Source organism: Streptomyces longispororuber (assembly GCF_014656095.1).
GTDB lineage: Bacteria > Actinomycetota > Actinomycetes > Streptomycetales > Streptomycetaceae > Streptomyces > Streptomyces longispororuber.
The window spans coordinates 1-23,132 of record NZ_BNBT01000076.1; the positions used below are offsets into that span (position 1 = coordinate 1).

Here is a 23,132-nt window from a genome sequence, read left to right on the forward strand (position 1 = left end):
GGACCTCGCGCAGCTCCTCGGCGCCGCCGCGGCCGCGGCCGCGGCCGGGACCGCCGGGCGGGACGCGCTCCAGCGCGCGTTCGCGTCCGCCGCCACCGCGTACGACGTACCGCAGAGCGTGCTGCTCGGCGTCTCCTACCTGCAGTCCCGGTGGGACGCGCACGGCGGCGCCCCGAGTGTCACCGGCGGCTACGGCCCCATGCACCTGACCGACGCCCGCACCGCGCTCGCCACGGCCCCGCACCACAGCGAGGGCGACGAGGACCCGCGCGGCGACACCTCCCGTCCGCCGCTGAAGCCGCGCCACGTGCCCGCGGACTCCGAAGTCCCTGCCCGGCTCAAGACCTTGAAGCAGGCCGCCCGGGTCAGCGGCATCTCCGAGGACCGGCTCCGGCGGGACGCCGCGGCGAACGTCCGCGGCGGCGCGGCCCTGCTCGCCGCCGCGCAACGGCGCCTCGGCGAGCCCCTCACCGACGACCCGGCCGACTGGTACGGCGCGGTCGCGGCCTTCTCCGGCGCCGACGAGCAGGCGAGTGCCGCCGCGTACGCCAACGAGGTGTTCGCGGTCATCCGCGACGGCCAGCGGCGCACGACCGACGCCGGGCAGCGCGTGGCGCTCGCCGCCCGGCCCGGGCTGAAGCCGGACACGGCCCAGGTCGAGCGCATGGGCCTGCGCCGGGCCGCCAAGGCCGAGACGGACTGCCCCACGTCCCTGGCGTGCGAGTGGATCCCGGCCCCGTACGAGGAGTTCGGCGACAACGACTACGGCAACCACGACAAGGCCGACCGGCCCGCGTCCCAGGACATCGAGTACATCGTGGTGCACGACACCGAGGGCCGCTGGGAGGGCGTCCTCAAGATGGTCCAGGACCCCACGTACGTGTCCTGGCACTACACCCTGCGCTCCTCCGACGGCCACGTCGCCCAGCACGTGCGGACCAAGGACGTCGGCTGGCACGCGGGCAACTGGTACGTGAACGCCAAGTCCGTCGGCCTGGAGCACGAGGGCTTCCTGACGGCGCCCGACACCTGGTACACGGAGGCGATGTACCGCTCGTCGGCGCGCCTGGTGAAGTACCTCGCCAAGCGGTACGGCATCCCGTTGGACCGGCAGCACATCCTGGGCCACGACACCGTCCCGGGCACCACGGCCGCCACCATCCGCGGCATGCACACCGACCCGGGTCCTTACTGGGACTGGCAGCACTACTTCACGCTGCTCGGCAAGCCGTTCCACCGCACGGCGGGGCCGAAGGGCGGCCTGGTGACGGTGGCACCGAAGTTCGAGCGGAACAGGCCGGTGTTCACCGGCTGCGCCAAGCCGGGCGAGACGTGCACGCCGCACGGGTCGAGCGCGGTGCGCGTGTACAGCGCGCCCAGCGAGGACGCGCCGCTCATCAAGGACATCGGGCTGCGCCCGGGCGGCGAGCCGTCCACGATCGACGTGAACGACATGGGCTCGCGCCTGTCGACCGGCCAGCAGTACGCGGTCGCCGAGCGCAGGGGCGACTGGACGGCCGTGTGGTACCTCGGCCAGAAGGCCTGGTTCAAGAACCCGCCGAAGCAGCCCACGGCCGTCGACGCGCGCGGCCTGACGGTGACGCCGAAGGACGGCGTGAGCGAGGTGCCGGTGTACGGCCGCGCCTACCCGGAGAAGGAGGCGTACCCGCCGGAGGTCCCGGTGCAGTCCGTCTCGCCGCTGCCGTACAAGCTGCTCGCGGGGCAGAAGTACGCGATCGGCGCCGAGCTGCCCGGCGAGTACTTCTACGCGCCGACGTTCGACCTGGAGCCGCACCGCGTGGTGCGTGGCAAGGACATGTACTACCAGATCCAGTTCGGTCACCGGGTGGCGTTCGTCCGCGCCGCCGACGTGCGCGTGGTGCCGTCCGGCTCCTGAGGCCACTGTGCGGCCTTTGACAACGGTGCCGGGCCCGGACCCCGCGTGGGGTATGGGCCCGGCGTCGGGGAGCGGTGGGTCAGCCCTGCTGGAACAGCTCGGCGGGCAGCGGCTTGAGGAGCGCGTACAGGTCGTCGGTGATGGGGCGGTCCCAGGCCGCGATGGTCACCAGGACGTTGTCGCTGCGGTCGAACTGCACGCAGGAGATGCGGCTCTCCGACAGGCGCAGCCGGCGCACGATGAGGAGGTTGTCGCCCTGCATCACCGGCACGTCCTCGGAGGCGACGACGGTGACCTCCTCCTCGTTCTCCAGCGCGAGCAGGAGCTGGGCCACCTCGAAGGGCGCCTCCCCCTCGGCGAGCTCGCGGGCCGGGGAGCCCTCCGGCAGATTGCCGATGATCATCGCGGGACCGCGGCCGCCGAACAGGTCGTAGCGCAGGAAGACGCCCTGGCAACTGCCGTCGGGGGCGGGCAGCAGACCGGCACCGAGGTTGCCGGGCCAGTCCCCCGGATCCATGGCCAGGACATCGAAGTCCGGCCCTGCGGGCGTGGCGGAGCTGCGGCGGCGGAGGAAGGACATGCGGCCATGGTACGTGCCCGCGGTGCCGTTTCCGGCGCGGGGGCGGCGGCGGGGAAACCGGTGGCCGTGGTGGTCACCGGGGGCGTGCGCGGCCCCGCGCGCCCCGGGCGGGGGCGGGCCCCCGGTCCGGGTCAGACCCGCTCGCGGCCGCGCGCGAGGTGCCGGGCCACGCGGGCCCGGTTGCCGCAGGACGGCTTGCACCACTCCTGGCGCGGGTGCTCCTTGAGGAAGTAGCGCACGCAGCGCGGCGCGTGGCAGGCGCGCAGCCGCTCCCGGTCGGGCCCGGCGACGAAGGCGAGCGCGGCCCGCGCCAGGGCCGCGTCGAGCAGGTCCGCGGACCGGTCCGGCGCGGCGGGCCCGGCACCCGGCGCGGGCTCGTCGCGTACGGCGGGCCCTGAGCCGGGCCGCCAGCTCAGCACGGGCACGACGGGCACCCTGGCCGCGGCCTCGTTCAGCCGGGTGACGGCCTCGGCCAGGGGCAGCAGCCGCCGGGCGTCCGCCGGGCTCGGCTCGCCGGGGCGCACCGCGTGGGCGCAGAGCGTACGGAGAGCCAGGCGCAGCGACCGTACGCGGCTCAGCGCGGCGTCGTCGGCGCGGTAGCGGCGCCCGGCCAGGGCCTCGGGCAGCAGGCCGGCGTGGTCGCGCACCCAGGCGGTCAGGCCCTCCGGCGTGTCGAGGTCGTCGGCGACACCGCCGTACCCGTCGTGGCGGACGGTCGCGACGAGACCGAGGACGAGCCGGGTGGACGCCGCCGCGTGCGCCGGGACGGGGGCCGGGGGCGGGCTGGACGCGGGAGGCATGAGCAGATGATAGGTTCTGGCGGCTCGTGAGCGGGGCGCTGCTCGTTCCGCGGTGCGGAGGGCTGCCCTCCGGGGTGCCTGACCGGGGCTCCCGGGAAGGGTGCCGTGACCGGGGCTGCGGGCCGCCGGTGACCGGTGCTCCGGAGAAGGGTGCCGTGTGCGGCGCTGCGGGGCGGGGTGCCGGTGACCGGCGTTCCAGACAGGGGTGCCGGGGTCCGGCGCTGTGGCGAGGAGCCCGGTGAACGGTGCTCAGGAGAGGAGCCCCGGTGAACGGTGCTCCGGGGAGGGGTGCCGGTGATCGGCGGGGCCGTACTGAACTACTGGCGGGCGGGGCTGGACGCGGTGCCGGACGAGGTGTGGCGCCACCCCGGCCTCGACGTGCTGCTGCTGCCCGACAATGCGCTGACGCGGCTGCCCGCCCGCATCGGGACGCTGACCTCGCTGCGCACCCTGGACCTCGGCCACAACCGGCTCACGTCCGTGCCGCCGGAGCTCGGCGACCTCACCGCGCTCGGCGACTTCCTGTACCTCCACGACAACCGCCTGACATCCCTGCCCGAGGAACTGGGCCGGCTGACACGGCTCGCCTACCTGAACGTCGGCGAGAACCGGCTCACCGCCCTGCCGGAGAGCCTCGGCGCCATGGCGGGCCTCGTCGAGCTGCGCGCCCAGCACAACCGGCTCACCGCGCTGCCCGCGTCGCTCGGCTCACTGCGCTCGCTGCGGGAGCTGTGGCTGCGCGGCAACGACCTCGCCGCCCTGCCCGAGGGCGTACGACTGCTGGGCTCCTTGCGCGAACTGGAGCTGCGCGAGAACGCGTTCGCGGCGGTGCCGGAGGCGCTGCGCGGGCTGCCCGCGCTGCGCCGCCTCGACCTGCGGTCCAACCGGCTGCGCGACCTGCCCGCCTGGCTCGCCGAGCTGCCGTCGCTGGAGAAGCTGGACCTGCGCTGGAACGACCTGCGGGACGGCGAGGCCACGGTCGCGGCCCTGCGCGGCCGGGGCTGCGTGGTGCTGTACTGAGGGGCCGGCGCCCGCCGGTGGCGCTCCGGGCGGCGGGCCGCACGGAGCGCCGGGGCCGTGGTGGCGTACGCCGGTCAGGCGGCGCGGGCCGGCCGGCGGGCGAGGAGCGAGTCGCGTATCTCACCCGCGCGCACCGCCGTGTTGGACAGCAGCGTCGACGTCAGGCCGTGCGTGTGCTCGGTGCCGCCCTGGAGGTAGATGGCGGCGGAGACGTGGGGGTCGGTGGCCACGCGGTGGTCGCGGGAGACGACCAGTTCGTCCTCGTCGTCGCGCAGGCACAGCTTGTCGATCTCGCCCAGGCGTTCGCCGATGCCGCGCGGCCGGTAGCCGGTCGCGTGGACGAGCAGGTCGGAGGTGAGCGTCTCGCGCTCGCCGGTGGGCAGGAACTCCACGCCGATGTCGAGGCGGTCGGCGCGTACGTCGATGTCGCGGATGCGGGAGACGTTCAGCATGCGCAGGCGCTGCTGCCCTCGCACCTTCTCCTGGTACATGGTCCTGGAGAGCGACTCGATGAGGTCGATGTCCACGACGGAGTAGTTGGTGGAGCGGTGGTAGTCGAACAGCGACTGCTTCACCTCGCGGGGCGCGCGGTGGAACAGGTCCACGGCCTCGGGGTCGAAGATGCGGTTGGCGAAGGGGCTGTCGTCGGCGGGGGTGTACCCGTACTTGGCGAACACGGAGCAGATCTCGGCGTCCGGGAAGTGGCGGTGCAGGTAGTCCACGCACTCGGCGGCGCTCTGCCCGGCACCGAGGACGACCGCGCGCCGCACCGGCGTCCCGGCGTCCTTGAGCGCGGCCACGCGCGGGATCAGTTCGCTGTTGTGGAAGACCCGCGCGGAACTGACGGTGCCGGGCGGCAGGTGCGGCTCCAGGCCGGTGGCCACGCAGATGGCGCGGGCGCGGCGCACCACGGTGCGGTCCGGGTCCGCGGGGTCGCGGCTGACCACGTCGAAGCAGGTGACCTCGCCGTCCTCCGTGACCGGGCGGACGGCGACGACTTCGGCGGAGTACTCGACGAGGTCGGAGACGCCCTGCGCGGCCCACTCCAGGTAGTCGTGGAACTCGACCCTGAGCGGGAACAGCGTCTTCTGGTTGAGGAAGTCGACCAGCCTGTCACGCTCCTGGAGGTAGCACAGGAAGCTGAAGGCGCTCTTCGGGTCGCGCATCGTGACCAGGTCCTTGAGGAAGGACACCTGCATCGTCGCGTCGTCGATGAGCATGCCCCGGTGCCAGCCGAACGCCGGCTGCTTCTCCAGGAAACCGGCGCGTATCCGGTCGCTCTCGTCGGCCCGTTCGTTGTGTTCGTGGACCGCGATCGCCAGAGCCAGGTTCGAGGGCCCGAATCCGATCCCCAGGACGTCGTAGATCACGCCCGTCTCCCCCTGCGTTTCCCTTGTGTCCGGACCGCTCTTCACTGCGTTCACCCGCTTCATCGCCTCCCTAAGCAGGCACATGGTAGGTAAGGTAAGCCTCACCTTGCAACGCCTGAGGGGCAATCATATGCGGGCGGGCGCCCACCGGACGCCGGACCTCCGCAACCGCGCACCCCGAAGCGGACTTAGGCTAGGCTAATCTAAGTGAATCTTGAGGCCGCGGGCCGGGGGGAGCGTTCGCCCACGGGCCCGGCGGCCGGCACGACTGTTGCCTTCGGCCCACCCGAGAGGGTGGGCCTGCCCATGAATGGAGTGGCTCCGTGAGCGCGACCGCTGCCCGGGGATTCCTCGCGAGCGGAACTCCCGCCGGGATCGAGGAAGCCGGCGAACCCGACCAGCCTCCGGCGGCGCGACGGCTCCAGGAGGGCGCGGTCGTCGTCAAGTTCGGCGGTCACGCCATGGTGGACGCGGACCTCCAGCGGACGTTCGCCGAGGACGTCGTGGAGATGTGGCGGGCGGGACTGCGCCCGGTCGTGGTGCACGGCGGCGGGCCGCAGATCAGCGCGATGCTCGAACGCCTCGACCTGGAGACCCGGTTCGAGGCGGGCCTGCGCGTGACGACGCCGGAGACCATGGACGTCGTACGCATGGTGCTGACGGGCCGCGTGCAGCGGGAGCTGGTCGGCCACATCAACGCCCACGGCCCCTTCGCCGTCGGCATGACCGGCGAGGACGCCCACACCATGACGGCCGTGCGCCGGCCGGCCTGGGTGGACGGCCGCCCGGTGGACATCGGCCTGGTCGGGGACGTCGTCGACGTGGACCCCGGCATGGTGCGCACGCTCCTGGAGCGGGGGCACATCCCCGTCGTCTCCCCCGTGGCGCGCGGCGAGGACGGGCAGGTCTACAACGTCAACGCGGATCTCGCCGCCTCGGCCCTCGCCGTCGCCCTCGGCGCCGAACGCCTGGTGGTGCTCACCGACGTGGAAGGCCTGTACGCGAACTGGCCGCACAGCACCGAGGTGATACCGCGCCTGACGGCCGGCGCCCTGGACGACCTGCTGCCCGACCTGGCCAGCGGGATGCTGCCCAAGATGGAGGGCTGCCTGCGGGCCGTGCGCGGCGGCGTGGGCACGGCACACGTCATCGACGGCCGCGTGCCGCACGCGGTACTGCGCAGCGTCTTCGGGAAGACCAGCCCGGGCACGACGGTGGTACCCGACACCGCTCCACGGCACGCGGAGCCCGGCGTCTGACCGCCACCCGGCAGAGACCGACCGGCTCCTGGCGGTCAGGCCATCTCGACGTAGAGGTGGACCCGGTCGAAGCGCCCGGCCGCCACGTCCCGGCGGCGCACCACCCAGTGGGCCACGCCGGAGTCCAGTTCCGTGACGTCGTCGCCGCATCTCCAGGTGGCCAGGAGAGCCCAGTCGTCGGCATCCTCTCCCTGGGCCGTACCACGGTGGTCGGAGGGGCCGGTCTCCTCGGGGCCACGGGCGTCGTGGACGGGGTCGTTCTGGGGCGAGGCCGGGTGGCCGCCGATCTGCAAGGTCCAGGGAGGGCGGTGACCGCCCACGCGTGCCCAGGCGTCGCTGAGTTCGTCGGCGAGTTCGAACTGCTCGTCCTCCGGGATGTCGCCCCATCTGTCGAGGGCGAAGCTCTCCGGCATCTGCGCGCTCGGCTGGTGCCACACCGTGCGCAGCTCACGCGCCTGGTACGGCTCGCGCCGGCTGTGCGCGAGAGGGGTCGGGGTGGTCGGGGTCCCGGCGGGGACGTACAGCACCGCGTCGGACACCTGTCTCCCGATGCCGTCCACATCGGTGCCGGAGAACAGCAGCAGACGGCCGTCGGCGGGGAGCGGGAGGCCGGCGCCGCCCGGTGGGAGAGCCGCGAGGTCGACGGAGGCCACGAAGGGTTCGGACGGCCGCGGCACGCCGTGCGGCAGCTCGGGGTCGCCGCCGACCCGGGCCGCGAGGGGACCGTTGCCGCCCTCCGCCACGTACACCGCCGGACGCGCGACACGTATCCATTCCTCCACCTCCTCCGCCGGCAGCCCCTGGGACGCCGCCTCGGCCCGGAAGCGGTTCACTCTGTCGATGCTCGCGTCGGTCACCGGGCCACCCTAACGGGCCTCACGGACGGGCGGCGGCAGGGCTCAAATCAATGGGTGACAAGGCGATTTGGCGCTACTGACCGCCGTCGGCTCTGCCCCGCCCGGGCGAAGGAAGGTGCTCGTCGGGGCGCGGACCCGCCGCTCGCCGGGTGTGCCGGAGGGTGGTCGGCGGTGGCGTGCGGCGTGGGGCCGTGGTCACACGATGCGCATGAGGACCTGCGCGTTGCGTCGCGGGTCCAGGGAGGTCGCCCAGGCCGCGGGGGCGAGACCGGGGGCCACGGGCGCGAAGCCGTAGCGCAGGAACAGTCCGCCGCCGCCGGTCGTCGCCGTGAACAGCGAGCCGAGTCCCTGGGTCCGTGCCCTGGCGAGGACCGCGCGCAGCAGCCCGGCCCCCACGCCGCCGCCCTGGCGGTGCCCGGCGACGCAGAAGTTGTACACCACGCCCGCGGGGGCGCGGTCCGCCGCCTCGGCGGCCGGGTACGCCCGCAGGCCCACGCAGCCGCCGAACGTGCCGTCGCGGTCCTCCACGACGAGGAAGTCGGCCGCCTGGGCGGCGTAGAGCGACAGGGGCCGCTCCCGCAGGGCCCCGGTGCGCACGAAGGGCTGGGACAGGGCGGCGAGCGCGGCGGCGTCCTCCCGGCGGGCGGTACGCACGAACAGGGTCGGCGCGGAGGGTGTGTGCGGGTGCGGGCGCGCGTACGCGACAGGGCGCGGCGTAGCCGTGATCAAGGCTTTCCTTCCTCGGTTCCACGGTCGGAGGACGGCTCGTCGCCGTGTCGTCCGGCGAGACGTGGAAGTAGGGCCGGCCTGACCGAAGACCGGCGTGGTGCACGCCCCCGGACCACCACTGTGTCATCCGCCCCAACCGGCGGTCGTCCCGGGGCCGTCGAGCGCGGCGGGGCTCAGGCGTCCATGGAGGCCACGAGGGACTTCGGGCGCAGGTCGGTCCAGTGGGTCTCCACGTACTCCAGGCACGCGTCCCGGCTGTCCTCGCCGAAGGCGACGGTCCAGCCCCCGGGCACCTCGGCGAACGTCGGCCACAGCGAGTGCTGGCCCTCGTCGTTCACCAGGACCAGGAAGCGGCCTTCGCTGTCGTCGAACGGGTTGGTGCTCATGCTCGGTGCCTCCTCGGGCGCGCGCGGCCACGACCGCCGTGCCGGAACAGTGGATTCGGGATCGCCGACAGATGTCGGGGATGGAAGGGCAAGCTCGCCTTAGGTTAGGCTCGCCTAATCATCGATGAGCCTAATATTTTTCCCCGCCCTCCCACAAGCTTGCCTCCCGTGACCTTGCCTCCCCCAGCTTCTCTCTTCCTCCCCTCCCCCTGACAAGCCCCGCAGGGCTTCTGACAACCTGTGACGGGCTTCCCCCTGACAAGGAGACGCACATGCGCGAGCCGGCCACGACCGGCCCCGCTCCCGGCCGCCCGGCCGAAGCGGACGCTCCCTTCGCGGAGTTCGGACTGCCCGGCGAGCCTGGCACCGAGGAGTTCTGGGCCGCCGCCGGGGCCCCCGCTTCGGTCCCGGCCGACGGGGGCGGCTGGCTGACGCTGTTCCTGTGGCGCGGTACCGCCGCCGCGACCGTGCACTTCGAGAGCTGGTCGGAGCCGGTGCCGCTGCGCCGCTGGGGCGACGGCGACTGCTGGTACGCCACCGTGCGCACGCCCGCGCGGCTGCGGGTGACGTACCAGTTCCGCGTGGACGGCACCGACCACGCCGACCCGTGCAACCCGGCCGGCGCGGGCCTCGACCGGTCCATGGCCGCGACCCCGGACGCCCCGGCGCAGCCGCACTGGCCCGTGGTCGGCGCCGACGACGTCCTGCCCCTGCCGAAGACCCGGGTGCGCTGGAACAGCGCACGGCTCGGCGGGCGGCGCACCGTGCGCGTGCACCCGGCGGGCGGCGGCGGACCGGTCGTGCTCCTGCTCGACGGGGACGACTGGCTGTATCTGCACCCGGCCGTGACCGCGTTCGACTCGGCCGTCGCCGCCGGGGACATGCCCCCGGTCACGCTCGTGTTCCTGCCGGCCAAGGACAGGGAGGCCGAGTTCACGTGCCGCCCCGAGCTGTGGGAGGCGGTCCGCGACGAGCTGCTGCCGCTGGTGGCCGACACCGGCGTGCCCGCCGACGCCGAGCGTCTCGTGGTCGCCGGGCAGAGCCTGGGCGGGCTGAGCGCGCTGTACGCGGCACTGGAGTTCCCGGAGCTGGTGTCCCGCGTCGCCTGCCAGTCGGGGTCGTTCTGGTGGACGCCCGACGCGCCGCGCGCGGGCGACCCGTTGGGCGGCCCGGTGGGCGGGGCGGTCGCCGCGCGCCTGCGGGAGCGGCCCGGTCTCCCCGACCTCTCGGGGCTGCGCGTCGCGTTCGACGTCGGGGAGCACGAGACGCGGATGCTGCCGCACTGCGAGCTGACCGAGGCCCTGACCCGGCAGGCCGGGGCGACCGTGCGGGTCTCGCGCTCGCCCTCCGGCCACGACCGCGCGGGCTGGCGGCACGCCCTGCTCCGGGACGTCGCCTGGGCGCTCGGCTGACGGCTCCGGGCACGGACGCCGGTGGGCCGTGTCCCGTCCGCTGTACTGCGGACGGGACACGGCCCACTGTCGTACGCGCTCAGCTCACCGGGCCACGGCCAGGCAGTACTCCTCGTTGGTGGCGAGCAGGTTGCGGTGGGTGTCCTCGGCGGTGACGACTCCGTCGTCCAGGACCAGGACGCGGTCGGCCGCGTCCAGGAGGGCCGGGCTGCTGGTGATGACGACGGTGGTGCGGCCCCGGCGCAGCTTCGCGACGTTGCGGGCGATGAGCTGCTCGGTGACCGCGTCCACGGCCGTCGTCGGGTCGTGCAGCACCAGGACGTCCGTGTCGGCGGCCAGGGCGCGGGCCAGGGACAGCCGTTGGCGCTGGCCGCCGGAGAGGTTCGCGCCCCGGTCGCGGACGCCGTAGTCGAGGCCCTCGGGGTGCAGGGCGACGACGTCGGTCAGCATGGACGCCTCCACGGCCGCCTCGACGCTCCGGCTGGTGCCCGAGGGGTCGATGTTCGTCCGCAGGGTGCCCGCGAAGATCTCCCCGTCGTACGGGTTGACCAGCATGTGCTCGCGGACCGCCGCCGTCGACAGCTCGGCGAGCTCCTGGCCGCTGATCCGTACCGCCCCGTCGTACGCGTGGGGCGGGACCTTGGCGGCCAGGACGGCGGCGAGGTCGGCGGCGGCCCGCGGCTGGTAGGGGGCGACGGCGACGAACTCGCCGGCGGCCACCTGGAACTTCACCTTGCGCAGGGCCCCGTAGCGGACGCAGTCGAGCTCCAGGTCGCCGCCCGGCGCCGGGCGCCCCGGGCCGGGGACCGTCACCGGCGGGGCGTTGAGGACGAGCGCCATCCGCTCGGCCGACGCCCGCGCGATCATCACGTACTTGGGCATCTCCGAGAACATCTTCAGCGGTTCCATGATGAACTGCGCGAGGCCCACGGCCATCACGAGCTCGCCCACGGTGATGCTGCCCTCGAAGGCCAGCCACCCCGCCGTGATGGACACGGCGGCGGCGAGGACCGCGTTGAGCGCCAGGGCGGTGCCCGCGTAGACGCCGTTCACCCGGGCGACGGTGATCGCCTGGCGCTTCGCCTCGGTGCTGACGCCGCGGTAGGAGGTGAACGCCGCGTGGTTGCCGCCGAAGCCGTGCAGCGGGCGCAGGCCGGTGATGAGGTCGGCGACCTTCGCGCCCGCGCGGGCCACCCGGGCCTGCTGCTCCCGGGTGCTGGAGCCGATCCGCTTGGACATCACGCTCAGGACCGACAGGATCCCGACGGTGCCCACGATCACCAGCAGGCCGAGCCGGAGGTCGGCCAGGCCGAGCGCGACCGCCGCGACGACCACCGCGACCAGGGAGCTGATGAGCAGCGGCACCACCTCGATGATGTCGGCGGTCTGGTCGGCGTCCTCGGTGGCGATGGTGAGCACCTCGCCGGACTTGAGGTCGACGTCCCGGGCCACGGGCTGCAGGCCGCAGCCGGCGACCTCGACCCGCCAGCGGTGCGCCTCGGTCGTGTTGGCCTTCTGCAGGATGCGCATGCCGAACCGCCACGACAGCGACACGGTCGTGATGATCACGGCGAGCGCGGCGATCGACAGGCCGAGCGCGCCCAGGCTGCGGTCCCGCATCGTGTGCTCCACGATCAGGCCGAGCGCGATCGGGAAGGCCGTCTCCCCGGCCTGGTAGAGGCCCATGAGGACGGTGCCCCAGGCCATGGCGCCCACGTTGCGGCGCAGTGCGGTCCGCAGGATGTCGGCCCCCGGGCGGGGCCGCTGCGTGTCGGGCGTGTCAGGAGTGGTCATCGAGGTGGCCGGCAATCGCTTCGGGGGTTCGCAGGGTGAACAGGTCGCGGATGGTGATCACGGGGCCGAACTCGCGGCGGAGCAGCCCGATGAGGCGTACCGCCAGCATCGAGTGCCCGCCGAGGGCGACGAAGTCGCTCACCGCGCTCACCTCGTCATCATCCAGGTCGAGTGCTTCGGCGAAGTACTCGCACACCACGGTCTCGGTCTCGGTCTCCGGGCCGCGCTCCCCCGCCGTGGTCAGCGCGCCCAGCGGCTTCGCCTCCGGGAGCGCCTTGGTGTCGGCCTTCCCGTTCACGGTCAGCGGGATGCTGTCGACCTCGGCGTAGTGCGTCGGGCGCAGGAAGTCCGGCAGTCCGGCGCCCACCTCGGCGGCGACCGCCGCGAGGTCGGCGCCGTCGAGGACGAGGTAGGCGGCGAGCCGGTACGCGCCGTCGACCTGCGGGTCGGGCTGCGCGACCGCGGCGGCGAACCGCACCGCCGGGTGGGCGGCGAACGCGGCCTCCACCTCGCCCAGCTCGACCCGGTGGCCGCGGATCTTGACCTGCTGGTCGGTGCGGCCCAGGTACATCAGGTTGCCGTCGGGCCGCCGGACCACCAGGTCGCCGGTGCGGTACATGCGCTCGCCGGGCGAGCCGAACGGGCACGCCACGAACCGGTGGGCGCTCTGCGCGGGCTGTCCGAGGTAGCCGCGGGCGATGCCGACGCCCGCCACGTACAGCTCGCCGGGGACGCCGTCCGGCAGCGGCCGCAGCCACGGGTCGAGGACGTACACGTCGGTGTTGTCGATGGCCACGCCCACCACCGGGTCCTGGCACTCGAAGGTGCCGACGCCGAGGGTGTTGATGGTGTACTCCGTGGGCCCGTACAGGTTGTAGCCGACCGTGCCCTCGGTGTCGGCGAGCCGCCGCCACAGCGTCGGCGTGACGGCCTCGCCGCCGAGGAGCACCAGGGCCGGGCGCTGCTCGGGGTGGTCGAGGAGGCCCTCGGCCACCAACTGCTGGGCGTACGTCGGGGTGACGTTGACGACGTCGATCCCGTGCTCCAGGCAGTAGGCGACCAGGCCGGGAGCGTCGCGGCGCAGCTCCTCGTCGCAGATGTGCACCTCGTGGCCGTCGGCGAGCCACAGCAGCTCCTCCCACGACATGTCGAACGCGAACGACACGGTGTGGGCGATCCTGAAGGTGCGGTGGCCGTGCTCGGCGAGGACCGGTTCGAAGATGCGGCGCTGGTGGTTGATCAGCATGTTGGTGAGACCGGCGTACTCGGTCACCACGCCCTTGGGCTTCCCGGTCGAGCCGGAGGTGTAGATCGTGTACGCGGGGTGGCGCAGCCGGTCCGGGTCGTCCGGCGCGAACGTCGTGTACGGCTCGGCGTCGGGCAGCGGGCGGTCCAGCTCGATGAGGTCCCCGGCGCCGATCAGGCCCCGGGCCGCGAACAGGTCACCGGTCAGGCGCGGTGTCACGGCGCTCACGGTGAGGACCACCCGCGGGCGGGCGTCCGCGACGATCGCGGCGATCCGCTCGTCGGGGTGGTCCAGCTCCAGGGGCACGTACGCGGCGCCGACGCGCAGCACCGCGAACAGCGCCACGATCGAGTCCAGGGAGCGCGGGATCGCGAGCCCCACGGCCGTCTCGGGGCCGATGCCGCGCCCGGCGAGCACGCCCGCCACCGCGCGGCTGCGGTCCCGCAGTTCGGCGAAGGTCATGGTGGCGCCGTGCGCGACGAGCGCCACCCGCTGGGGGTCGCGGTCGGCGGCCCGGTCGAAGCGGTCGACGACGGTGTCCGTGCCGATGTCCGTGCGCGCGGCGGGCCGGGGCGCGTCGCCCAGGCCGGGCAGCGCGCCCACCGGGCCGGTCGCGCGGGCGAGGTCCTCCAGCACGCGGACGTAGTCGTCGAGGAGGCGGCGGGCGCCCGCGGTGTCGCCGTCGCGGTGCTCCAGCTTCACCGTGAGCCGCTCGCCCGGGGTGACGACCCAGGTGAAGGGGTAGTGCGTGGAGTCGTCGGCCTTCACCGAGGTGATGCCGTGCCGGGAGTTCATCGCGGCGAACGCGTCCATGTCCAGGAAGTTCTGGAGCACGAACAGGTTGTCGAAGAGGGTGTCGTGGCCGCTGGCGCGCTGGATCTCGCCGAGGCCCAGGTGCTCGTGGTCCATGGCCTCGACGCGGGCGACCTGCACGGCCTCCAGGTACTCCCGGACCGTGTCGCCGGGCCGGGCCCGGGTCCACAGGGGCACGGTGTTGAGCAGGACACCGACGACGTCCGCCAGGCCCTCGCCGTCGCGGCCGGAGACGGTCACGCCGAACACGGCGTCGGCGCGGCCGGTGCGGGCGCCCAGGAGCAGGCCGAACGCTCCGGTGAGCACGGAGTTCAGCGTGACGCCGTGCGCCTTGGCCGCGTTCCGCAGCAGGTCGGACTGGTCGGCACTCAGCGTGTGCACGAGCGCCCGCGGCAGTTCGTCGGAGAGGTCCGGCGCGGGACCGGCGAGCAGCGTCGGTCCCGACAGGCCCGCCAGGTGCTCGGCCCAGAAGCGCTCCGACACCGCCGGGTCCTTGGCGGCGAGCGCGCGGGCGTGGTCCTCGAAGCTCGGCGTCGCCGGGGTCGCGTCCAGCGGCCGGCCCGCGAGGACGGCCTCGTAGGCGTCGAACAGGTCGCGCAGCACGATCTCGCGGGACCAGCCGTCCCACAGCAGCAGGTGGTAGCTGAGCAGCAGGCCGTCGCGTCCTTCGGGCAGCCGCACCACGGTGAGCCGGATCAGTGGCGGCTCGCCCGGGTCGAAGCCCGTGTCGCGGTCGCGGGCGCGCAACGCGTCGACCTCGGCGTCCGTCGTCAGCTCGACCGTACGCACCGCCACGCGGCGGCCCGCCGCGAGGACCTGGACGGGGTTGCCGTCGTCGTCGGTGGCGAAGCCCGCGCCCACGACGGGGTGGCGGGCGATCACGTACGCCATCGCCTCGGCGAGCGCGTCGGTGTCCAGGCGCCGGTCGAAGCCGAAGTAGCTCTGCGCGACGTAGTGGCCGGCCGCGCCCGCCATCTGGGCCTGGAAGAACAGGCCGCGCTGGAGGGGGGTGACCGGCGCGGTGCGCTCGGCCGTCGCGGCGGCCTCCGCGACCTGCTCCAGGGCGTCAAGCCAGTGCCGGGTGAGGGCGTCGGGGACGCCCTCGGCGAGGGTGAAGGCCGCGTGCAGGGCGCCGGTGGCCACGTCGGTCCAGGCGTTGACCTCGACGGCGTACGGGCTGCCCTGGTCGCCGCCGGTGATCAGCAGCGCCTCGGACTCGTCGCCGCGGCCCAGGTAGTTGAAGAGCACCTGGGGTCGGGCGGTGAGCAGCGGGGCCGTCTGCGGGTTGAGGTAACGGAGCCGGCCGTAGGCGACGTGGCCGTGCTCGTCGGGCTGGCGCTCGGCGACCTCACGGGCCGCCGCGACGGGGTCGGTGTGCGGGTTCAGCCGCACGGGGGCGATGGCGGTGAACCAGCCGACCGTGCGGGTGTAGTCGTGGTGTTCGAGCACCGGGACACGGCCGTGGCGCTCCAGGTCGACCGCGAGGTCGGTGGGCGCGGCCTGGATCCGGGTCAGGGCGGCGCGCAGCGCGCCGCACAGCAGCTCGGTGAGGCCGATGCCGAGGGCGGCGGGCGCGGTCCGCGTGACGCGGTCGCTCACGTCGGGCGCGAGGACGACCGTGGTCTCGCGCAGCCCCTCGGCCGGGGGCAGCGGCGTGGGCGCCTGGAGGGTGGTGATCCAGTGGCCGAGGTCGTCGACCGCCTGGGTGGACCGGAGTGCCAGTGCCTCGGCGTACTCGGCGTAGGACGTGGTGGGCGGCGGCAGGGCCGCCCCGCTCAGGGCGGTGGCCAGGTCGTCCAGGACGACCAGCCAGGACACCGCGTCGACGGCGAGGTGGTGCGCGGTGACCACCAGGGTCCGGCTCGCCTCCAGCCAGGCGAAGGCGACGACGTGGCCGGACTCGGGGTCGAGGCGTCCGGCGGCGGCGTTCGCCACGGCCGTCGGGTCGGTCTCGTCCGTGCGGTCGACGGTGACCTCGCGGGCGGGCTCGACGAACGGCGCCCAGACGCCGTGCTCGACGCGCAGCCGCAGCCGCAGGGCCGGGTGCGCGGCGACGACGGCGCGCGCGGCGCGCTCGACGTCGGCGAAGGCGGTGCCCTCGGGCGCGGTGAGCGTCCGGGCCTGGGCGAACCGGGCCAGGGAGCCGCCGAGGTCGCGCTGGCGCAGCATGATCGGCGTGGGGGTGAGCGGGCCGTCCTCGCGGCGGGCGGCCGTGGGGACCGCGGCCCGCGGTGTCCGGGCGCCGATGTGCTCGGCGAGCGCGCGCGGCGTCCGGTGCAGGAACACGTCCTTGGGCGCGATCGTCAGGCCGAGCGCGCGGGCCCGGTTGATGAGCGTGATGGCGACGATGCTGTCGCCTCCGGCGGCGAAGAAGTCGGTGTCGGCGTCCACGGCGGCGCCGGGCAGGGTCTCGGCGAAGACGCCGACGAGCGCGGCGAGTGCCGCTTCGCCCTGCTGGCCGCTCGGTACCGCACCCGCGGGCGGGTGGGGGCTGGTCGCACCGTTCCCCGCGCCCCCTTCGGGGCCCGAGATCTGCGCGGCACGCTGCACCAGGGCCTTACGGTCCAGCTTGCCGTTGACCGTCAAGGGCAGCGCGTCGGTCTCCAGGACGCGGCTCGGCACCATGTGCACGGGCAGCCTCTCCGCCAGCCGGGCCGCGAAGTCGCCGGGCATCCGGCCGACGACGTGGGCGACCAGGTGGTCGCCGCTGTCCGCCACGGTGACGGCGACGTCGACGACGCCGTCGAGGTCCCGGACCGCGGCCTCCACCTCGCCGAGCTCGATGCGGAACCCCTTGAGCTGGACCTGGTCGTCGGCGCGGCCGGCGAACTCCAGCTCGCCGCCGAGGGTGCGGCGGGCCAGGTCCCCGGTGTGGTACATGCGGGAGCCGTCGGCGGCGAACGGGTCGGCCACGAACCGGCCCGCGGTGAGGCCCGCGCGGCCCAGGTAGCCGAGCGCGACCTGGTCGCCGGCGACGTAGATGGCGCCGACGCGGCCGGGCGGCACCGGCCGGAGCCGGTCGTCGAGCAGGTACGTGACCAGGCCGGGGATCGGGCCGCCGATGGGGCTGGCGTCGTCGCCGCGGGCGAAGTCCTCGTCGGTCAGCACCCGGTGGGTGACGTGGACGGTGGTCTCGGTGATGCCGTACATGTTGACCAGCTCGGGCGCGGCGGTGCCGTGCCGTTCGACCCAGGGGCGCAGCCGTCCGAGGTCCAGGGCCTCGCCGCCGAAGACGATCCGGCGCAGGGCGGTGACGGGCTCCCCGGCGTGCCGGTCGGCCTCGATGAACTGGTAGAAGGCCGACGGGGTCTGGTTGAGCACGGTCACGCCGCGCTCGCGGACGAGCCGGTGGAAGTCGACCGGCGAGCGGGTCAGGGCGTACTCCGGCACCAGCAGCTCGGCGCCGTGCGCCAGGGCGCCCCACAGCTCCCAGACGGCGAAGTCGAAGGAGTAGGAGTGGAACTGCACCCACACGTCGTCGGGGCCGAAGTCCATGGCGGGCCGGGTGTGGGCGAGCAGCGTGACCACGCTGGAGTGCGGGACGACGACGCCCTTGGGGCGGCCGGTCGAGCCGGACGTGTAGATCACGTACGCGGGGTCGTGCCAGTCGGCCCGGGCGGGCGACGGCGGCCGCTCGTCGGTGCGCGGCGGCTCCTCGCCCTGGACGAGCACGCGGGCGGGGACCCCGGCGCGGGCCAGGAGCCCGGTGAAGCGGTCCCGGTGGTCGCGGTCGACGAGGACGACCTGGGGCGCGGCGTCGGCGAGGACGTACTCCAGGCGCTCGTCGGGGTAGGCCAGGTCGAGCGGTACGTACGCGCCGCCCGCGCTGACGATCGCGACGAGTGCGACGACCTGCTCCAGGGAGCGGGGCACGGCGACGGCGACGCGCTCGCCGGGCGCGACGCCGGCGGCGCGCAGGGTGGCGGCGAGCTCGTTCTTGGCGTCGGCCAGTTCGCCGTAGGTCAGGGAGCGGGTGGTGCCGTCGAGGGCGCACTGGGTGACGGCGGTGGCGTCCGGGTCGCGCTCGGCGGCGGCGTCGAACAGGCCGGCCAGCGTGGTCCGCGCGACCGGCGCGGGGCGCTCGGCGGCCGTGGGCGCCAGGTCGGTGACCAGGGTGTCGGGCCGGGTGAGCAGGCCGGTGAGGGCCCGGGTGAAGGCGTGCAGGATCGTCCGGGCGCCGTCCTCGCGCAGCAGTTCGCCGTCGTAGATCAGGTTGAAGCGGGGGCGGCCGTCGAGGGCGCGCTCGACCACGAGCGTCAGCGGGTAGTGCGGGGCGCCCTCGTTGACGAGGTCGGAGACGACGAGCGTGTCGCCGGGCCTGCGCAGGGCGGTCACGTCGGTGGCGACGTCGAACACCACCAGGGTGTCGAAGAGGGAGCCGGAGCCGGCCTGGCGGGCGATCCGGGCCAGGGAGACGTGCTGGTGCGGCAGGACGGCGCTCTGGTGCGCGCGCACGGCGGCGAGCAGGTCGCGCGCGGTGGTGGCGGCGTCCCAGCGGGCCCGTACGGGGATGGTGTTGATGAACAGGCCCACCATGTCCTCGATGCCGGGCACGTCCGCGTCGCGCCCGGAGACCGTGGAGCCGAACACCACGTCCTGGCCGTGCAGGAGGCCGCCGAGCGTCACCGCCCAGGCGCTGTGCACGGCGACGCTGAGCGGCACGCCGGCGGCCCGGGCGGCGGCGTCGACGTCCTCGGCGGGCTCCAGGGCGAGGTCGGCGAACCGGTCGGAGGGGGTGTGGCCCTCGGCGACCAGGGAGGCGCCGGGCAGGTCGGCGAGTTCCGCGCGCCAGACGCGGTCGCTCTCCTCGTCGTCGCGCTCGGCGAGCCAGCGCACGTAGTCGGGGAAGCCGCCGAGCGCGTACACCGTACCCGGCGCGTGGTACTCGGCCAGGAGCGCACGCAGCATCGGCGGCACCGACCAGCCGTCGGCGATGATGTGGTGCACGGTCTGCACGAGGACGGTGCGTCCGGCGCCCGCGCGGATCAGCGTGCAGCGCATCAGCGGCCCGGTGGCCAGGTCGAAGCCGGCGCGGCGGTCCCGCTCGGCGTACGCGCGGATCTCGGCGTCGGTGATGCCGGGGCGGTCGAGGGTGGTGAAGGGCGCCTCCACTCCGCTCTCCAGGACGGAGACGACGCGGCCGTCGGCGAGGGCGACGAAGCGGGCGGCCAGGTTCGGGAAGAGCGCGAGCAGGCGGGTGGCCGCGGCGGCGAGCCGGTCGGCGTCCACCTCGCCCTCCAGGGTGAGGAGTTGCTGCTCGACGTAGGAGCCGGCCGCGTCGTCGTCGAAGACGGAGTGGAAGTACAGGCCCTCCTGGAGCGGCGTCAGCGGCAGGACGTCGCGCAGCGCGGGGCCGTCCAGCGCGTCGACGTCGGCCTGGGTGAGCTGCACCAGGGGGAAGTCGCTGGGGGTGTGGCCGCCGTGCTCCAGCGCGGCGAGGCCGGCCAGGGCCTCCTGGTAGTAGCGGCCGAGGGTGGTGATGTCCTCGTCGGTGAACATCCCCTCGGGCCAGGAGACGGTGGTGACCAGGTCGTACGCGCCGCTCGCGGCGGGTTCGGCGATCGCGTTGAACTCCAGGGCCCGGGGCAGGCGCATCCTGGGGTCGCGCTTCTCGCCGAGCTGCCCGGTGGTGGTGGCGAGCTGCCAGTCCCCCGGGGCGCCCGCGTCGAAGCGGCCCAGGTAGTTGAAGAGGACCTGCGGGGCGGGGGCGTCGAACTGGACGCCGCCGAGGTAGCGCAGGGCGCCGTACGAGATGCCGTTGTCCGGCACCCGCGCAAGGTCTTCCTTGACGGCCTTGAGGGCGGCGGCCAGGTAGGCGGGGTCGGTCAGGTCCGTGGCCGCGCCCGGGTCGACGGTGACCGGGAACAGGGTGGTGAACCAGCCCACGGTTCGCGACAGCTCCGGCTCGAAGCCCGCGCTGCCCGCGACGAACTGGGCCTCGCGGCCGTGGCCCTCCAGTTCGATGTGCGCGAACGTCTGGTCCTGCCCGAGGTCGCGGCGCCAGCGGGCGAGGGTGACGGCGAGCGCGGTGAGGAACACGTCGTTGACGCCCGCGTGGAACTTGGCGGGCAGGTCGCCGAGGAGCGCTGCGGTGACCTCGGGGCCGGCCGCGACGGTGCGTATCCGCTCCCGGGCGACGGTGTCGGCCGGGTCGAGCGCGCGCCGGCCGAGGGGTGCGTCGGCTCCCGGCAGCGGCTGCCGGTAGTACGTGGCGTCGGCGTCCGCCGCGGCCCGTTCGAGCAACTGCGTCCAGCGCCGGAACGACGTGCCGACGGCGGGCAGGTCGACGGGCCCGCCCGCGGCGAGCTGCCGCCAGGCCGTGGCCAGGTCCTCCATCAGGACGCGCCAGGACACGCCGTCGACGACCACGTGGTGGGCGACCAGGACGAGCTGGCGGTCCGCGCGGCGCCAGACGGCGCGCAGCATGACGCCGCGGTCCGGGTCGAGGCCCTCGGTGGCGAGGGCGACGCACTCCTCCAGCGGCAGGTCGCTCTCCTGCCAGCCGACGGCGGCGCCGTCCGCCGCGGGGATGTGGAAGCTCCAGCGCTCGCCGCGCACCAGCTCGGCGCGGAGCATGTCGTGCCGCTCGACGAGGGCGCTGAGGACGGTGTCCAGGGCCTCGGCGGTCAGCTCCGCCGGGGTGTTGAGGACCACCGACTGCACGAAGCCGTCGACGGCGTCCGTGGTCTCGCCGAGCCACTGCACGATCGGCGACCCGGCGACGGGGCCGGTCGCGGTGTCGGCGTGGTCGACGGCCGTGACGTCCTCGCGGCTCGCCACCGCCGCCAGGGCCCCGAGGACGCTGTGGGTGAAGATCTGCCGGGCCGTGACGTACAGGCCCACGTCGCGCAGGGCGCTGAGCAGCGAGATCGCCAGGATGCTGTCGCCGCCGAGCTGGAAGAAGTCCTGGTCGACGCCGACCCCGTCGAGTTGGAGGAGCCCCGCGACGGCCGCGCACACCAGGCGCTCGTTCTCGGTGGCGGGAGGCTGGAACGCGCCGGTGTCGAGCACGGGCTCGGGCAGGGCCCTGCGGTCGAGCTTGCCGTTCGCGGTGAGGGGGAACTCCGCCATCACGACGACGTGGGCGGGCACCATGTACTCCACCATGTGCGCGGTGGCCCACGCCTTGACGTCGTCGGCGCGCAGGTCCTCGCTGCCGGCGGCCGGGATGACGTAGCCCACCAGGTAGGTGCCGCCCGCGGCGTTCTTCTTCGCGACGACGCAGGTGTGCCGTACCGCGGGGTGCTCGGCGAGGCCCGCCTCGACGTCCTCGATCTCCAGGCGCATGCCGCGGATCTTGATCTGGTTGTCGGCGCGGCCGAGGAAGTCCAGGGAGCCGTCCGGGGCGAACCGGGCGAGGTCGCCGGTGCGGTACAGCCGGGAGCCGTCGTCGGCGAAAGGATTCGCCACGAACCGGGAGGCGGTCAGGCCGGGGGCGTTGACGTAGCCGCGCCCCAGGAGGAAGCCGCCCACGTACAGTTCGCCGCCGACGCCGACCGGGACCGGGCGCAGCTCGTCGTCGAGGACGTAGAGCTGGGTGTTGGGGTTGGCCTTGCCGATCGACGTCGACAGGCGTTCGGCGGCGCCCCGGTAGATGACGTGCGAGACGCCGATGGTCGTCTCGGCGGGGCCGTAGCCGTGGTACATCGGGATGTCGAGCTTGGTGCGGAAGCGCTCGTAGAGCTCGGGGGTGAGCACCTCGCCGCCGCACCACACGTGCCGCAGGCTGTCCAGGCGGCCGGAGTCGCCCGCCATCTCCAGGAGGACGTCCAGCATGGACGAGACGAGGTAGGTGAAGGTGACGCGCTGCTCGGCGATGACGCCGAGGAGGTGGTGCGGGTCGCGTTCGCCGCCGGGCCGCAGGACGACGAGCCTGCCGCCGGAGACCAGCGGCAGGAAGATCTCGTTGATGGAGATGTCGAAGGACAGCGGCGCCTTGAACAGCGAGGCGTCGTCGTGCCCGAAGCCGAGGATCTCGTGCACCTGCCACAGCAGGCGTTCGCTGATGGCCGCGTGGCGGATCATCGCGCCCTTGGGGCGTCCGGTCGACCCGGAGGTGAAGATGACGTAGGCGAGGGCGTCGCCGGCCGGGGTGATCCCGGTGCCGTCGGTGGGGTGGGAGCCGTACGCCCAGGCGCCGAGGTCGACGGGGACGGCGTCGGGCTCGCCCGGGCCGTGCTCGCCGGTGGTGTTGAGCTGGAGCACGACGCGGGCGTCGTCGATGACGACGGCCCGGCGCGCGGCGGGCCACTGCGGGTCGAGCGGCACGAAGGCGCCGCCCGCCCGGAGGACGCCGAGCAGGCCGATCACCATCTCGGCGGAGCGGCCCAGCGAGATGCCGACGACCTGCTCGGAACCGAGGCCGCGCTCGATCAGGTGGTGGGCGAGCTGGCTGGAGAGCTCGGCGGCCTGACGGTAGGTCAGGGAGCGGTGTTCGTCGACGACGGCGACGGCGTCGGGCCTGCTGCGCGCCTGCTGCAGGAACATCTCCACGAGGGTCGGGCGGACCCGCTCGGCGTGGGTGTCGTTCCACTGGGCGAGGGTCACGAGCCGTTCCGCCGCGCCGACGGGGCTGATGGTGCCGAGCGGCCGGTCCGGGAAGTCGGCCAGGTCGTCCAGGGCGCGCTGGGCCTCTTCCGGCGCGACGCCGTCGGGCACGGCGATGCTCCGGCCGTCCGCGCCGACCTCCCAGCCCGCGGGCGCGCGGCCGCCGTTGTCGACCCAGCCGAGGACGTCCGCGAACAGGGTGTCCGGGGTGAGGTCCAGGCCGTCGGGGCTCGCGCCCGTCGCCCAGTACGCGAGCCCGACGGCGCACGCTTCGGCGATGGTCCTGTCGGAGTGGTCGCCCGTGCGCCGGCGTATGTCGGCCGGCCCCGTGGCGGGGAGCAGTACGCGACGAGCGCCCGGTTCCATCGTCGAAGACTCAGCGTTCATCGAAGACTCAGCGTTTCCTTCCAAGCAATGAACGT

Annotated in this window: 12 protein-coding genes; 4 read left to right on the forward strand and 8 right to left on the reverse strand. The window is 74.2% G+C overall.

Annotated features, from left to right (window positions below; translation table 11 throughout):
• Positions 1-1,897: N-acetylmuramoyl-L-alanine amidase (locus IE330_RS22440; protein ID WP_190137890.1), on the forward strand; the 1,897-nt coding region annotated here is incomplete at its 5' end.
• Positions 1,898-1,976: 79 nt separating this feature from the next.
• Here IE330_RS22440 and IE330_RS22445 read toward each other — a convergent pair.
• Positions 1,977-2,477, reverse strand: coding sequence for a hypothetical protein (locus tag IE330_RS22445; RefSeq protein ID WP_190137891.1), 501 nt, complete (start codon positions 2,475-2,477; stop codon positions 1,977-1,979).
• A gap of 131 nt (positions 2,478-2,608) precedes the next feature.
• On the reverse strand, positions 2,609-3,277 hold the full coding sequence (locus IE330_RS22450) for a CGNR zinc finger domain-containing protein (RefSeq protein WP_190137892.1): 669 nt from the start codon (positions 3,275-3,277) through the stop codon (positions 2,609-2,611).
• Positions 3,278-3,550: 273 nt separating this feature from the next.
• Between IE330_RS22450 and IE330_RS22455 the strand changes: the two genes are divergently transcribed.
• Positions 3,551-4,297 carry a leucine-rich repeat domain-containing protein gene (locus IE330_RS22455; RefSeq protein WP_373314707.1) on the forward strand — a complete coding sequence of 249 codons (747 nt, stop codon included), beginning with the start codon at positions 3,551-3,553 and terminating at the stop codon, positions 4,295-4,297.
• A gap of 74 nt (positions 4,298-4,371) precedes the next feature.
• Here IE330_RS22455 and IE330_RS22460 read toward each other — a convergent pair whose 3' ends face one another.
• The gene (locus tag IE330_RS22460) at positions 4,372-5,721 is read right to left on the reverse strand and encodes a lysine N(6)-hydroxylase/L-ornithine N(5)-oxygenase family protein (protein ID WP_373314708.1); all 1,350 of its coding nucleotides are present in this window, start codon (positions 5,719-5,721) and stop codon (positions 4,372-4,374) included.
• Positions 5,722-6,041: 320 nt separating this feature from the next.
• Between IE330_RS22460 and argB the strand changes: the two genes are divergently transcribed.
• Positions 6,042-6,926: an acetylglutamate kinase gene (gene argB, locus IE330_RS22465; protein ID WP_268257319.1), complete on the forward strand. Its 885-nt coding sequence runs from the start codon at positions 6,042-6,044 to the stop codon at positions 6,924-6,926.
• 35 nt (positions 6,927-6,961) lie between these two features.
• On the opposite strand, the gene IE330_RS22470 is transcribed toward argB, so the two are convergent.
• From IE330_RS22470 to IE330_RS22480, 3 genes are all read right to left on the reverse strand, one after another.
• The gene (locus tag IE330_RS22470; protein ID WP_190137893.1) at positions 6,962-7,783 is read right to left on the reverse strand and encodes a DUF1963 domain-containing protein; all 822 of its coding nucleotides are present in this window, start codon (positions 7,781-7,783) and stop codon (positions 6,962-6,964) included.
• Positions 7,784-7,978: 195 nt separating this feature from the next.
• A complete protein-coding gene (locus tag IE330_RS22475) occupies positions 7,979-8,512 on the reverse strand; it encodes a GNAT family N-acetyltransferase (protein ID WP_373314709.1) in 534 nt (177 codons plus the stop codon).
• 173 nt (positions 8,513-8,685) lie between these two features.
• Positions 8,686-8,898, reverse strand: coding sequence for an MbtH family protein (locus tag IE330_RS22480; RefSeq protein ID WP_190137894.1), 213 nt, complete (start codon positions 8,896-8,898; stop codon positions 8,686-8,688).
• 272 nt (positions 8,899-9,170) lie between these two features.
• On the opposite strand from IE330_RS22480, the gene IE330_RS22485 reads away from it, so the two are divergent.
• Complete coding sequence (locus IE330_RS22485) at positions 9,171-10,310, forward strand: alpha/beta hydrolase-fold protein (protein ID WP_190137895.1); 1,140 nt, start codon at positions 9,171-9,173, stop codon at positions 10,308-10,310.
• 84 nt (positions 10,311-10,394) lie between these two features.
• Here the strand turns inward: IE330_RS22485 and IE330_RS22490 are convergent, their stop codons facing one another.
• Entirely contained in the window at positions 10,395-12,104 is a 1,710-nt protein-coding gene (locus IE330_RS22490) for an ABC transporter ATP-binding protein (protein WP_190137896.1), read from the reverse strand.
• A complete protein-coding gene (locus tag IE330_RS22495) occupies positions 12,091-23,097 on the reverse strand; it encodes a non-ribosomal peptide synthetase (protein ID WP_373314710.1) in 11,007 nt (3,668 codons plus the stop codon). The genes IE330_RS22490 and IE330_RS22495 overlap by 14 nt, the downstream gene beginning before the upstream one ends.
• Positions 23,098-23,132: the final 35 nt, after the last annotated feature.